We start from the raw sequence: 14,644 nt of genomic DNA, 5'->3' as shown, positions 1-14,644 counted from the left end.
CGCGCCCACGATCACAATGTTAATAAATTATTAAATAGTCGCTTGCATTTCATGATTCATAAAATAACTATTTATAAAGATTTAACGTAACATATTGGAGATTCACCATGCAGCAGTTAGCCAGCTATTTATCCGGCGTCTGGCAGAGCGGATGGGGTCGCGCCCGCCCGATTCGCCACGCCATCAGCGGTGAGACATTATGGGAAGTCACCAGCGAAGGGCTGGATATGGCACAGGCGCGCCGTTTTGCCATCGACCGCGGCGCTAAGGCGTTACAGGCCATGACCTTTATCGAACGCAGCGCGATGCTGAAAGCGGTAGCGAAACACCTGCTGGCAGAAAAAGATGCGTTTTATGCAATTTCAGCGCAAACCGGGGCGACCCGCGCCGATAGCTGGGTCGATATTGAAGGTGGGATCGGCACGCTGTTCACCTACGCCAGCCTCGGCAGTCGCGAGCTACCGGACGATACGCTGTGGCCGGAAGATGAACTGATCCCGCTGTCGAAACAGGGAGGCTTTGCCGCCCGCCACGTTCTGACTTCAAAATCCGGCGTCGCGGTGCATATCAACGCCTTTAACTTCCCCTGCTGGGGCATGCTGGAAAAGCTGGCGCCAACCTGGCTTGCCGGCATGCCGGTCATTATCAAGCCGGCCACCGCCACCGCCCAGCTGACTCAGGCGATGGTCAAATCCATCGTCGAGAGCGGGCTGGTACCGGACGGGGCCATCAGCCTGATTTGCGGCGGCGCGGGCGATCTGCTCGATCATCTGGATAGCCAGGATGTGGTGACCTTTACCGGCTCCGCCCATACCGGCCAGCAGCTACGCGTTCACCCTAACCTGGTGGCGAAATCGATCCCCTTCACCATGGAGGCCGATTCGCTGAACTGCTGCGTACTCGGAGAGGACATCACTCCCGAACAGCCGGAATTTGCCCTGTTTATCCGCGAAGTGGTGCGCGAGATGACGACCAAAGCCGGGCAGAAATGTACCGCTATCCGCCGCATCATCGTTCCGCAGGCCCAGGTTCATGCGGTCAGCGAAGCGCTGATTGCCCGTCTGCAAAAAGTGACCGTCGGCGACCCGGCGCAAGAAGGGGTAAAAATGGGCGCGCTGGTCAGCGAGGATCAGCGCCAGGATGTACAGGACAACGTCAACGCGCTGATTCAGGCCGGATGCGAGGTTCTGCTCGGCGGCCAGGCCGATCTTAACGCCGCCGGCGCCTTCTTTCCGCCGACGCTGCTGTTCTGCCCGCAGCCGGATGAAACACCGGCGGTGCATGCCATCGAAGCCTTCGGTCCGGTTGCCACCCTGATGCCGTATCAGCATCGCGAGCACGCGCTGTCGCTGGCGCGCGCCGGTGAAGGGAGTCTGGTCGGCACGCTGGTAACCGCCAGCGGCGAGCTGGCGCGTGAATTTATCCTCGGCGCCGCTCGTTCACATGGCCGTATTCAGATCCTCAACCAGACCTCTTCCGTCGAGTCCACCGGTCACGGCTCGCCGCTGCCGCAGCTGGTGCATGGCGGGCCGGGTCGGGCCGGCGGCGGCGAAGAACTCGGCGGTTTACGCGCGGTAAAACACTATATGCAGCGCACCGCGATTCAGGGCAGCCCGACGATGCTGGCCGCCATCGGTCAGCAGTGGGTGCGCGGCGCCGAAGTCAGCGAGGACCGCATTCATCCGTTCCGTAAATATTTTGAAGAGATCCAGCCTGGCGATAGCCTGCTGACGCCGCGCCGCACGCTGACCGAAGCGGATATCGTCAATTTTGCCTGCCTCAGCGGCGATCACTTCTATGCCCACATGGACAAGATTGCCGCCGCGGACTCCATTTTCGGCGAGCGCGTGGTCCACGGTTACTTCCTGATCTCCGCGGCAGCCGGGCTGTTTGTCGATGCCGGCGTCGGGCCGGTCATCGCTAACTATGGCATGGAAAACCTGCGCTTTATCGAACCGGTGAAGCCGGGCGATACCATTCAGGTTCGCCTGACCTGCAAACGTAAAACGGTGAAGCGCCAGCGTAGCGCCGAGGAGAAAGCCACCGGGGTGGTGGAGTGGGCGGTAGAGATATTCAACCAGCACCAGCAGCCGGTGGCGCTCTATTCCATCCTGACGCTGGTGGCCCGTCAGCACGGCGACTTTGCGGATTAACCAATGCCTGTCCGTCCCCTGCCGCGCCGGCTAACGCCGGACGTGCAGGGTCGGTTTCCGATGCCTCTGCGGAGGCATTTTTTGTGCCCCGCCCGGCCTGTTCCGGGCATAACTGGCAAATCTGACAAACAACCTGGCAAGAGCAAACAAACGCCAACCGGCCAACCGCTGGTAGGTTAAAGCGAGTAAAGCCGGCATTTCGCAGCGGCAAGCGACAACACAACTCGCCGGAATCATTGGCGTTGCAGACAGTCAGCAGGGACGCGTGGTCACCGTAGATGCAACCCAAAGCATGACGGGAATATAAATATAAGATGAGGTCACAATGGCAAATAACTCAATTCGTTCCCCGCGTAAAACAGCCTTAGCTCTGGCCGTTGCGCTGTTTTGTGCCTGGCAATCACCGGTGTTCGCGCACGGCGACGAAGCGCATATGGTCCCGCTGGATAAAACGCTGCAGGCGTTTGGCGCCGACGTGCAGTGGGATGATTATGCCCAGATGTTTACCCTGATGAAGGATGGCGCCTACGTCAAAGTGAAGCCCGGCGCCAAAACGGCCATCGTCAACGGCAAGTCGCTGGATTTACAGGTTCCGGTGGTGATGAAAGACGGTAAGGCGTGGGTCTCCGATACCTTTATCAACGATGTCTTCCAGTCCGGTCTTGATCAGACCTTCCAGGTCGAGAAACGCCCGCATCCGCTCAACTCGTTATCCGCGGCAGAAATCAGCGAAGCGGTGACGATTGTCAAAGCCTCGCCGCAATTCCGCCCCAACACCCGTTTTACCGAAATCTCGCTGCACGAGCCGGATAAAGCCGCGGTGTGGGCCTTCGCGCTTAAAGGAACCGCGGTTGATGCGCCGCGCACCGCTGACGTGGTGATGCTCGATGGCAAACACGTCATCGAAAGCGTGGTGGATTTACAGAATAAGAAAATCATCTCCTGGCAGCCAATTAAAGACGCCCACGGCATGGTCCTGCTGGATGATTTCGTCAGCGTGCAGAACATTATTAACGCCAGTGACGAATTCGCCGCAGTACTCAAAAAACACGGCATCACCGACACCAAAAAAGTCATCACCACGCCGCTGACCGTCGGTTACTTTGACGGCAAAGATGGTCTGAAGCAGGATTCACGCCTGCTGAAAGTGGTGAGCTATCTGGATACCGGCGACGGCAACTACTGGGCGCACCCGATCGAAAACCTGGTCGCGGTGGTGGATCTTGAGCAGAAGAAAATCATCAAAATTGAAGAAGGTCCGGTGATCCCGGTGCCGATGGAGTCGCGCCCTTATGATGGCCGCGACCGCGTAGCTGCCGCCGTTAAACCGCTGGATATCACCGAGCCGGAAGGCAAAAACTACACCATTACCGGCGACACGATTCACTGGCAGAACTGGGATTTCCACCTGCGGCTGAACTCTCGCGTCGGGCCGATTCTCTCCACCGTGACCTACAACGACAACGGACAGAAACGTCAGGTGATGTATGAAGGCTCGCTGGGCGGAATGATCGTGCCATATGGTGACCCGGACGTGGGCTGGTACTTCAAAGCCTATCTCGACTCCGGCGACTACGGCATGGGTACCCTGACCTCGCCAATCGTCCGCGGTAAAGATGCGCCGGCGAACTCGGTACTGCTGGATGAAACCATTGCTGATTATACCGGTGCGCCAACCACTATTCCGCACGCGATTGCGATCTTCGAGCGCTATGCCGGCCCGGAATATAAACATCAGGAGATGGGACAACCGAACGTCAGCACCGAGCGCCGCGAGCTGGTGGTGCGCTGGATCAGCACCGTCGGCAACTACGACTATATCTTTGACTGGGTGTTCCACGAGAACGGCACCATCGGCATTGATGCCGGCGCCACCGGAATCGAAGCGGTCAAAGGCGTCATGGCGAAGACCATGCACGATCCGAGCGCCAAAGAGGATACCCGTTACGGGACGCTGATCGACCATAACATCGTCGGCACCACGCACCAGCATATCTACAACTTCCGTCTTGACCTTGACGTTGATGGTGAGAACAACACGCTGGTGGCCATGGACCCGGAAGTGAAGCCCAATACCGCCGGAGGCCCGCGCACCAGCTCCATGCAGATTAACCAGTACACCATCGACAGCGAACAAAAAGCGGCGCAGAAGTTCGATCCGGGTACTATTCGCCTGCTGAGCAATACCACCAAAGAGAACCGGATGGGTAATCCGGTATCGTATCAAATTATCCCGTACGCGGGCGGAACCCACCCGGTGGCGACCGGTGCCAAATTCGCGCCGGATGAGTGGATTTATCACCGTCTGAGCTTTATGGATAAACAGCTGTGGGTTACCCGCTATCACCCGCAGGAGCGTTATCCGGAAGGGAAATACCCGAACCGGTCGATCCATGATACCGGCCTTGGCGCCTATGCGAAGGATAACGAGTCGCTGACCAACCACGATGACGTGGTCTGGATAACCACTGGCACCACCCACGTGGCGCGCGCGGAGGAGTGGCCGATTATGCCGACCGAATGGGCGCATGCGCTGTTGAAACCGTGGAACTTCTTTGACGAAACCCCGACGCTGGGCGAAAAGAAAAAGTAGGTTCTCCCCACAATGACGGCACGGATGCCGTCTGCACGCCGCTTCCGGCTAATCTTCAGCGGTAAAATCGAGCAGCATTTTAGCGTGACCGCCTCCCTGAGCGCTGGCGCTTATCGCCTCTTGCCAGCGGCTCACGGGAATCACCTCCACCGCCGGCAACGACGTTGCCGGCAGTCGCGACCAGATCTCGCGAAATGCCGCCTGCCACGTGGCAGTTGACAGATCCGCCAGCGCCTCGCGCAGATGGAATTTATACACCCGGGGGGTCGTTCGGGTCTGACTCAACGCCTGCCCGGACAATAACCCGTAGGACACCAGCGCCGCATGCTCCGGCAGCACCGACAGCATCGCATTCGCCAGGCCGCCGCCGACGGCATCAAATACCCGATCGGCGTTCTGACTCACCTGCTCCAGCATCAACCGGTCGGTCTCCAGGACAGGATAAACGCCCTGCTGCGCCAGACGGTGAATATGCCGCTCCGAACGGATCACCCCGCTCACTGAACGCGCCCCTTTTTGCAGCGCCCACTGCGCCAGCAGGTTGGCGCAGGAGGAGCCCGCCGCGGTCAGGACGATATTCTGGCCCGCCACCGGCCAGCGCCTGAGCATCAGCAGCGCGGTCAACGGATTAATATAGGCCCGGGCGGCCAGGCGATCGTCAATCTCATCAGGGACCGGTACCAGCCAACGTTCGGCGATATCCAGATGGCTCTGCCAGGTGCCTTCTCCGCGCAGAGGCAGCACCCGCTGGCCGGGCACCACGCAGGCGCCGGATGGCGCGTCAACCACCACGCCAACCCCTTCATAACCCGCCGTCGCCGGAAGCCGGGTACGGTGGCGATAGGCGCCGGTAACAGGAATAAGATCGGAAGGGTTGATCGGAGCGTAGCGCATTTTGACACGTACGGCTCCCGCCGCCAGCGGCGGTAAAGGCTCGCGGCGCAGCGCCAGCGCCGATGATGGCGGCCCATAGTGGTCATAGCAAAGCGCATGTTTCAGCATATTCGGCGTTCAGGACAGTAAAAGCGAGATAATAGCAGAGTTGGGCCGCCGTTTTATTCCGTCAGCCCGGTCCGTCGCTGGCGGCCGCCAGCAGCGGAACGATAAGATCGCTCAGCGGCGTCGGAATGCCGTGCCGACGTCCGCGGCGCTGTATCACGCCGTTACGAATCTCCCATTCCAGCGGCCGCCCGTTTTCACGGTCAATCTGAATCGAGGTACTGAGATCGGGTGGCGCGCGATGAAATCCGTCGATAATTTCCTGCGCTACGCTGTCGCTCAGCCTTGCGCCTTCCGCGCGCGCGACAAGCAGGCCTTCACGTAAATAGGCCAGCGCGATGTCGCTGATATCGCCACGGGCGAACATACCGGCCCGACGTCCCGTCAGCACCATCAGGCCAGCCACCGCATTTTGCAGCAGCTTGCGCCAGGCTACGGTGGTGAAATCAGCGGCAAGATCGACGGCGCAGCGGGTCCCTTGCAGCGTTTGCTGTACCAGCCGGGCCTGCGGTAGATCCGGCAAGGTCAGCCGGGGCGTCGCGCGCAGCCAGACGGAGGCATCGGGTTGGCGCTGCGCCGGAAACCACACCACCGCAGGTAGCACCGTCGCCCCCGCAACGCGGTCGGCAAACTGCGCCTGCTGTTCGACGCCGTTCTGCAATACGCACACCACCGTTTTTTCATCACACAACGCGGTCAACCACGCGGAAATAGCGGAGTTCTGGGTCGCCTTGACCGCAACGAAAACCAGCGAAAATGGCCGCGCAATGGCCGCCGGGTCGGTCAGCACCGGTCCGGGAAGCGTAATCTCTCCGCCATCGAATCTGAGCAACAGCTGTGCATGAGACGTACGCCCGCATACCACCGGCGTACGCCCCACTTCATGCAGCGCCGCGGCTATCGTGGTCCCAATCGCGCCTGGCCCAATAAGGGCAACGGCAGGCTCCTCCGACATCATATCCGCCTCCTGATGATAAGCTCCGCCACGATGGCGGGAAGGCATTAACAGTAGCGATAAATATGGTGATTCAGCAAGTCCTGTTCACGGCTAACGATGGGCACGGCGCCCGGCGGCGCTTAGCGGGAAATCGTCAGGGAGACGCTGCCGCGATTGTTATCATACATTTGCCACGCATCGTTGGCGTAGGCGTAAAAATAGCCGCTTTTAGCCGGTGTGAACCGACATCCGCTGCCGATAACAACGATCTCATGCCGCGACTCAGGGGCGTCGGTCGCAGGATCTGCCTGATTGGCAACCACGCCAATCAGCGCAAACCACGGCGCCGTGCCGACGCGTCTGCTCAGCCAAAAGTCCACATCCTGGTTTTTGGTTCCCCCTTTCCACAACGCTTCCAGTTTGTCGGAAACGGAGGCCATAATCTGCGCGGCCTCGCCGGGATAAAACTTACCGTCATCGGTCCCACCCGCATCGCAGGGCACCGAGCCATCCACCCATTTTCCCGTAGCCATAAAGCGATACTCCACTCCCGCCTCCAGCCAGATCCCCGTGGCATTCCAGCGCTCACGCGCAAAAACGTCAAAGGTCGCCGGGTGTTCTGCCGTCACATCGGTGAGCGGTCGGTAGCGACCGTGGAGAAGCATCGGCTGACTTTGCCGCTGTATCACGCTGGCATCGACATCGGGACTTCCGGCGACAATCCGCGGTACGCTGCGCGGGCAGGTATGCAGCAGTTTAAAAATGCCGGTGACCGAATCATGCAGCAGTCCATGAGGATCGGGAGCCAGCTGGGCGTCGATACCCGGCAGCAGCGTAAGTCCCAGTCCGGCTGCCTCTGTCATCATCCATTGCAGAGTAATGTCCGATAATCCGCACTGTGCGTAGCCGCCGCCGACATCAGCATGCACGCCGGCAAACCAACGCTGTTTCACCTTCGGGTTATCCGCCACATTGTCCCATAGCGTGGGAATGAAGCTTTGTCGCTGCTCGTCCAGCGCCAGCGCATGGCGGGCATGTTCAACAATCGGGCTGAGTGACGTATCGTGGAAGGCATACTTTTTAGGGTCATCGAGCAGATTGGCTAACGCCATATCATCGGGAATACCCAGCGCCCCCACCGTTTCCCAGACGCCAATAAAATAGACAGGGATGCTCTCCCTGGTCGGATGTCCCGTCGCCACCGAATAAAAAGGTCTACCCACGCTGGCCACGATAGCCGGCGCGCTGCCTGCAGGCTGGCGGTAATAGCTGAAGAGATCGTTGATATCCTCCCAGACTTTATCGTCGCCGGTTCCTGCCTGGCTGGCATTCAATAATCCGCAGCGCGAAATCATCCCGCCAAGACTCCTGACGGTATAAGCTCCGCGGCTAAAGCCAAACAACCATATTTTATCGCCGGGCTGATAGCGGGTCGCCAGCCAGTAATAGGCGCTGATAATATTCTTATCAAGACCTTCGCCGATGCCACCGCCAATATAGCGATCGACTACTCCGCCTTCGGTACCGACGCCGGAGTGGTAATAGACTCGCTGCTGCGTATTTTCCGCTACGGCATTCCTGAGTTTGACCACATTGGTCGGCGCGGGTTTTCCATCATCAAGCTGTTGGGGCGTATTCCAGGTACCGTCGCAAAACACCAGTAAGTTCATAGGAACCTCATCGCAGGCTGCGTGAAAAGCGGTCAGGATTGACAAAGTAAAAATAGCAGACGGCAATCACCTCAGGAGAGCAATCGTCAAACGTGACTGCCGTCGCCGGTGCAGAGACTGGCAGGTAGTCGTCGGCATAGAGGGAGATAATTTTGATTTCTGGGCTGCCCGCGAGGAGACATCGCCAGGCATGATACCGATACCCTTTTTCGGACTCTTTACGAGAAACCGCGGCTGACTCAGACATATAGCAAAGAAGAAAGAGAAGTGGGAGAGCGCCCGGCCCGGTGTTCGAACTCCGGGCGTCAGGCGCTGAGGCGAGAGTTAATAGCGCACGCAGACCGATTTCGTTTCGCACCAGTCGTCCAGCCAGTCCGGGCCGAAGTCGCGCCCGGTTCCGGACTGCTTCATCCCGCCAAACGGCAGGTTGGCATCGATAAGCGTATGGCTGTTGACCCATACCGTCCCGGCCTGCAGACGCTCGGTGTAGCTCAGGGCCTGTGTCAAATCGCCGGTCCAGACGCTGGCGGTCAGACCAAAATCACTGTCGTTAGCAAGGCGCAGCGCCTCTTCACCATCGGCGACGCGTACCAGATTGACCACCGGTCCAAAGACCTCTTCCCGGCTCAGACGCAGCCCGGCATCCGGGTTGATCACCAGCGTTGGCGCAATGTAATAGCCCTGCGAATCCGGCCCGACCTGCCCGGAGATCAGCTCGGCATTTTGCTTACGCGCCTCATCGAGATAAGCCGCCACTTTCTCGCAGTGCCCTTTTGACACCACCGGGTTAATCTGCGTCGTTTCCAGCATCCCCGGTCCCACCTGCAGCGATTTCACCGCCTGTTCAAAACCGCTCACCAGGTTATCGAACAGCGGGGCTTCAATATAGATGCGTGAGCTGGCGGCGCAGACCTGCCCCTGATTGAGGAAACTGCCGGTCATCAGCCCTTCGATTACCCACTCCGGATTGGCGTCTTTCAGCACGATCGCCGGGTTTTTCCCTCCCAGCTCCAGCGTCACGCGGGTCAGACGGTCGGCGGCCACCCTGGCGATATGCTTACCGGTTGCGGTGGAGCCGGTAAAGCTGACCTTCGCCACCTGCGGATGAGAGGTTAACGCCGAGCCGCATCCGGCGCCGCTGCCGGTCACGACGTTAAATACTCCATCCGGGATCCCAGCCTCGGTGGCCAACTCGGCAACGCGCAGCAGCGTCAGCGGCGTGGTCTCCGATGGTTTGATGACGATAGAGCATCCTGCCGCCAGCGCCGGCATCACTTTCCACATCCCGATCATCAGCGGAAAATTCCACGGCACGATACCGGCGACAACGCCCACCGGCTCTTTGCGCGTCCACGCCTGGTAGCGTGCGCCCTGCGGGAACGGAATCGACACATCGAGCGTGCGCCCGCTGATTTTGGTGGTCAGCCCGGCGGTGTAACGCATCCAGTTCAGCGTACAGCCCACTTCAAATGCGCGAGAAATCTGGATGGATTTCCCCTGCTCCAGCGTCTCCAGCTGCGCCAGTTCTTCGCCGTGCTGTTCGACCAGATCGGCAAAACGCAGCAGGATACGTTCGCGGTCGGCCGGCGTGCGCCCAGCCCAGCTGCGGGCGACGAAGGCGCGCCACGCCGACATTACCGCGCGATCGACATCGGCCGCGTTAGCATCCGCGGTACTGGCGATGGCCTGCCCGGTTGCCGGGTTCCAGACGGTAAGACGCTGTTCGCTCTGTGACGCCTGCTGGGTACCGTCGATATATAAGCCATGCTGGCGGTCTAAAAACTGTTGAACGCTGGCAAGCAGCGCTACCTGTGCTGTGGACATATCGCTTCCTTATTGCTCACGGATCGTGAATTCAGTCTACGACGCGGCTGACGTTCGCGCTTTTTTCTCTGTGACATTCGTTTGTGCCGCTGTGACAGCCGCCGCAATTCAACATATTGCGGACGCAGAAATGTGCCTCAGGTAATAGTTCTTTCATATACTCCGCGCCTCGCTCTTGTATGCCACTGTGTAAATGCAACAATGCAAAAACATTATGTTTACATGAGACAGACTATGGCGACGGCGGAGCACGGACAGGACTACCAGCGCTGGTTGGCGAAAATCAATCAGGTCTGCGGCCATTTTGCCGCTCGTCCGCTGGAAGGTCGCTTTCACGGGGAGATTGACGCCAGCTATGCCGGCACGCTGAAAGTCAGCACCGTCACCGCCAGCGGCGTCAATCTGTTCCGCACCCGCAACGAAATTAAGCGCAGCAATGACGACTGGTTTTATACCGTCTTCCAGCTCTCCGGCCAGGCGGCCATCGAGCAGGACGATCGCCAGGTGGTCCTCGACGCCGGTGACATCACCCTGATTGACGCATCTCGCCCCTGCTCTATTTTCTGGCAGCAGACTTCGCGCCAGGCCTCCCTGCTACTGCCCCGACAGCTGCTGGAGCAACAGCTGCGCGGCAGTGAAATAAGCATTGCCACGCGGCTGGAAAAATCGCTGCCGATGGTCCAGCTCAGTCAGCGGCTGCTGCAGGAGAGCATGTGTAGCCCGGAGCTGTCGGAAAGTGAGAGTGCCGCGGCGCTGGAGGCCATCGTCTGCCTGCTGCGTCCGATGCTGCATCATCACGACCCCCGACCGTCGCGTAGGGAGAAGCAGTTTCAGAAGATTATGGATTTAATTGATGAGTCCATTCAGGCGGAACATCTGCGTCCGGAGTGGCTGGCCAGCGAGACCGGTATGTCGGTTCGGAGTCTGTACCGGTTGTTTGCCGACAAGGGGCTGGTGGTCGCACAATATATTAAGAACCGGCGTCTCGATCTCTGCGCGCAGGCATTGCACAATGCCCGTGATGACGAAAAGCTGGCGGGAATTGGCTATAGCTGGGGATTCAGCGACCACAGCCACTTCTCGACCGCTTTCAAACAGCGTTTTGGCGTATCGCCCGGGGAATACCGCAAGCGCTGCCGCTGATTTTTATACGGCAATGGGCCGCAGACTTCCGGCCTCCCCCCGCCGCTGTCCAGCTGCCGCTTCCAGTCGCTGCGCCTCCTGTTGCCACCGCCGCTTGCTGATTCCTCTGTCCGTTACCGGGTGCCGCGCCTGACGTCCGCTTTGTTCCCCCGCAGGCCTCGTCCCGCGCATTTCGCCCCTGTTCCCGCCCGATCCGGGTCTGGCCGTGAAAAAAACAAAAGCGTATAAAAAATATAAAATGGAATTTTAATTTCATTAATAACTGCATGGATTTAAAAGCGTGACTCGTATCAAAAATTTAACTTTTAATTCAATAGCTTATTTTTGACAACCCCATAAACCCCATCAAATATTATCTTTTAAAATCAATTAGATAAAAACATTATCTTTTCTCACAAAGAGAAATTTGTTTCGCTTCAAACAAAATGAAATGAAATGAAATTTTCAAATTGTGATCTATTTGTGATTTTATTTCATTAGCAGATGTCATATTACCCTTCGATAGAACGCAATCTGTCCACTCTCGGCGGTACGCAAACCCGCAAGCACGGAGGAGACCATGAAGGACACAGAAAGAAGATTGAACACGTCGGACGGCAGGGAGCGTTGTCATGTCATCGATTACCTATCGGTCACGACGGTTTTTCCACTGAAAGGAACGCCGGTGACAAAGTACAACGAGGCGTCAGCAAGACACCTTGCACCGCAGGTTGGCTTTCATCGCTTCAAGAGCGAGGGCCAGACGCGGTACCGGATTCGCACAGTCTGTTCTGTGCACAAGCGCTGTCGGGTAATCGTGTGAATGTCGACAGCAAGCATCGCAGATGCCACACACAACCCAGAGACACTGATAACACACCGTCAATCAAAAACACGCCTCATCGCCCGTTGCTCCTCAGCATATGGCGATGAAGACGAATAATCGCACCGCCCATCTCGTTTCCCTCCGCCATCGTTCGACAGGATAAAACTGTAGCCGCGAGCGAAGAGAAACAGAATGACCGGTGCTGTTAATGAAAATAAAAGGTATGAAAATGTCAGCTATCATGAAACTGAACGTACAGCAAAGAAAGCGGCTTCACCAAATAACGCTAGTGGCAACATTTGGCGGCCTGCTATTCGGCTATGACACCGGGGTTATTAATGGTGCATTTTCTTCACTGAAGCAATATATGAGCCTGACGCCGACAACGGAAGGTCTGGTCATGAGCGTATTGCTGGTGGGCGCCGCTATTGGCAGCGTTTTTGGTGGAACCCTCGCCGATTATTTTGGCAGACGCAAATATCTGCTCTGCCTGTCCTTTATTTTCCTTGTCGGGGCATTAATGTCAGCCCTCGCCCCGGATATCACCGTCTTGCTGCTATCCCGTTTTCTGCTGGGATATGCCGTCGGTGGCGCTTCCGTCACGGCACCGACGTTCATTTCTGAAGTTGCCCCCACGGAAATGCGCGGTAAACTCACGGGGCTGAATGAGGTCGCCATTGTTATCGGGCAGCTTGCCGCATTCGCCATCAACGCCGTAATTGGTATTATCTGGGGCCACCTTCCCGACGTCTGGCGATATATGTTGATGGTGCAGGCCATCCCGGCTATCTGTTTATTTGTCGGAATGTTGCGTTCTCCGGAAAGCCCGCGCTGGCTGGTGAGCAAAAACCGTCATCAGGAAGCGCTGGAAGTATTAAAGCAGATCCGCTCGCCGGAACGCGCGGCGCAAGAATTTGCCGATATTTCGACCCTCATCAAAGTTGAAGCCGATCGCAAATTCAGTACGCAAAACGCGTTTTTGACCATTCTCAGCACGCCGTGGATTTTTAAATTACTGCTGGTGGGCATCATTTGGGCCGCGTTGCAGCAGACCACCGGGGTCAATGTCATTATGTACTATGGCACCGAAATCCTGAGTACGGCCGGCTTCTCAGAAAGAACCTCCTTAATATGCAACGTGCTCAACGGGGTCTTCTCGGTGGGGGGAATGCTGGTTGGGGTCTTCTTCCTCGTTGATCGCTTTAAACGCAAAACCATCATTATTTATGGCTTTGCCATTATGGCGACGCTGCACCTGATCATTGCCGGCGTCGATTACACGCTGGTTGGCGATATCAAAGCGACGGCGATCTGGCTGCTCGGCGCGTTGTTTGTCGGGGTCATGCAGGGGACAATGGGCTTTATTACCTGGGTGGTGTTGGCCGAACTGTTCCCGCTGAAATTCCGCGGCCTGTCGATGGGGATTTCAGTGTTTTTCATGTGGATCATGAATGCCGTTGTCAGCTACCTGTTTCCGCTGCTCCAGGCCAAACTCGGCCTTGGTCCGGTATTCCTGATTTTCGCGGCCATCAACTATATCGCGATTATCTTTGTGGTCACGGCGCTTCCGGAAACCTCGAACAAATCGCTGGAACAATTAGAAGAAGAGTTATCGTCTAATAAATATGATGCGCGGGTGAATAACGGCGCGGAGGTCGCTCACAATGATCGCTAATATTACGCAAGAGAACCTTCACCTTGGCTACAAGGCGAAAAATAAGGCCGAAGTGTTGACCCTGCTCGGTGAGGAATTTAAAAAGAAAGGCTACGTCAGCGAAAACTGCACCGCTTTTCTTGATGAAAGGGAACGTCAGGTGTCCACTTTTTTAGGCAATGGCATTACGCTTCCGCACCTGCCGAAATCCGCGACCAATATCATTCTGAAAACCGGAATAGAAATATTTCAGTTCCCGGACGGCGTCATCTGGGACAGAAGCAACGTCATGTTTATCGCCATTGGCGTGATTGCCAAAGAGAAAGAGCATATTGATGTTCTGAAGGACATCGCTTCTATTTTCAGCGATGAAATCATTGCAAATGCGCTGTCATTGATCTCCAGTAAACAGGACTTTTTGACGATTTTACAACAACACCGCTAACCCTGACGCTTAATCGCCGTCAGGCCCCGCCGCCGCTGATGAAAGGGAGTCTCATCAGCGGCCGTTCCTGCCAGGCAAAAGCGCCGGCGCGTTATTTCCGCAGCCATTGACCATTCAGTCCCTGAACATACTCCCCCGGCTGTGCCCGCGAGACCAGTTTTTGTCCGGCCATTTTCGCCACCTCATCCACCGGCAGGTTATTATCATCCGCCAGCTGCTGATAGCTTTCACTTCTGGCCGCGTTGATCTGTTTGACCAGCGCCAGCGTTTCCTTATCCTGACGCAGCGGCGCCAGATAGCCATTCAGCGTTTCGCCGACCCGCCCTTGCTCCCGAGCCTCCCCCAGCGTCAGCGCCAGCGCCGATGAGCTGAGAAGGCCAAGCGCCAACGCCGCCGTTAACAGTCGTTTTCTCATCGCCAC

General features: G+C 57.4%; 10 protein-coding genes. 5 read left to right on the top strand and 5 right to left on the bottom strand.

Going from position 1 to position 14,644, the window contains the following annotated elements; all coding sequences use genetic code 11:
* Positions 1-107: 107 nt before the first annotated feature.
* Positions 108-2,153, top strand: a complete 2,046-nt coding sequence (paaZ, locus tag ROR01S_RS22675) for a phenylacetic acid degradation bifunctional protein PaaZ (protein WP_064359902.1) — start codon at positions 108-110, stop codon at positions 2,151-2,153.
* Positions 2,154-2,478: 325 nt separating this feature from the next.
* Entirely contained in the window at positions 2,479-4,746 is a 2,268-nt protein-coding gene (gene tynA, locus ROR01S_RS22670) for a primary-amine oxidase (RefSeq protein ID WP_064359901.1), read from the top strand.
* 48 nt (positions 4,747-4,794) lie between these two features.
* Here the strand turns inward: tynA and ROR01S_RS22665 are convergent, their stop codons facing one another.
* The 4 genes from ROR01S_RS22665 to ROR01S_RS22650 all read right to left on the bottom strand — a co-directional run bounded on the left by ROR01S_RS22665 (position 4,795) and on the right by ROR01S_RS22650 (position 10,176).
* Entirely contained in the window at positions 4,795-5,748 is a 954-nt protein-coding gene (locus ROR01S_RS22665; RefSeq protein ID WP_064359900.1) for a zinc-dependent alcohol dehydrogenase family protein, read from the bottom strand.
* Between the two features lie 61 nt (positions 5,749-5,809).
* The gene (locus ROR01S_RS22660) at positions 5,810-6,700 is read right to left on the bottom strand and encodes an oxidoreductase (RefSeq protein ID WP_064359912.1); all 891 of its coding nucleotides are present in this window, start codon (positions 6,698-6,700) and stop codon (positions 5,810-5,812) included.
* A gap of 122 nt (positions 6,701-6,822) precedes the next feature.
* Positions 6,823-8,352: a T6SS phospholipase effector Tle1-like catalytic domain-containing protein gene (locus ROR01S_RS22655; RefSeq protein ID WP_032717348.1), complete on the bottom strand. Its 1,530-nt coding sequence runs from the start codon at positions 8,350-8,352 to the stop codon at positions 6,823-6,825.
* 324 nt (positions 8,353-8,676) lie between these two features.
* On the bottom strand, positions 8,677-10,176 hold the full coding sequence (locus ROR01S_RS22650) for an aldehyde dehydrogenase family protein (protein WP_004861276.1): 1,500 nt from the start codon (positions 10,174-10,176) through the stop codon (positions 8,677-8,679).
* Positions 10,177-10,410: 234 nt separating this feature from the next.
* On the opposite strand from ROR01S_RS22650, the gene feaR reads away from it, so the two are divergent.
* The 3 genes from feaR to ROR01S_RS22635 all read left to right on the top strand — a co-directional run bounded on the left by feaR (position 10,411) and on the right by ROR01S_RS22635 (position 14,223).
* Positions 10,411-11,319 carry a transcriptional regulator FeaR gene (gene feaR, locus ROR01S_RS22645; protein ID WP_004861269.1) on the top strand — a complete coding sequence of 303 codons (909 nt, stop codon included), beginning with the start codon at positions 10,411-10,413 and terminating at the stop codon, positions 11,317-11,319.
* Positions 11,320-12,353: 1,034 nt separating this feature from the next.
* Positions 12,354-13,799 carry a sugar porter family MFS transporter gene (locus ROR01S_RS22640; protein WP_032717562.1) on the top strand — a complete coding sequence of 482 codons (1,446 nt, stop codon included), beginning with the start codon at positions 12,354-12,356 and terminating at the stop codon, positions 13,797-13,799.
* Entirely contained in the window at positions 13,789-14,223 is a 435-nt protein-coding gene (locus ROR01S_RS22635) for a PTS mannitol transporter subunit IIA (RefSeq protein WP_004861262.1), read from the top strand. The genes ROR01S_RS22640 and ROR01S_RS22635 overlap by 11 nt, the downstream gene beginning before the upstream one ends.
* Positions 14,224-14,314: 91 nt before the next feature.
* Here the strand turns inward: ROR01S_RS22635 and ROR01S_RS22630 are convergent, their stop codons facing one another.
* The gene (locus ROR01S_RS22630; protein WP_004861259.1) at positions 14,315-14,638 is read right to left on the bottom strand and encodes a YdbL family probable chaperone protein; all 324 of its coding nucleotides are present in this window, start codon (positions 14,636-14,638) and stop codon (positions 14,315-14,317) included.
* Positions 14,639-14,644: the final 6 nt, after the last annotated feature.

Source organism: Klebsiella ornithinolytica NBRC 105727 = ATCC 31898, from assembly GCF_001598295.1.
Lineage (GTDB): Bacteria > Pseudomonadota > Gammaproteobacteria > Enterobacterales > Enterobacteriaceae > Klebsiella > Klebsiella ornithinolytica.
This window is presented reverse-complemented; position numbering and strand designations above follow the sequence as displayed.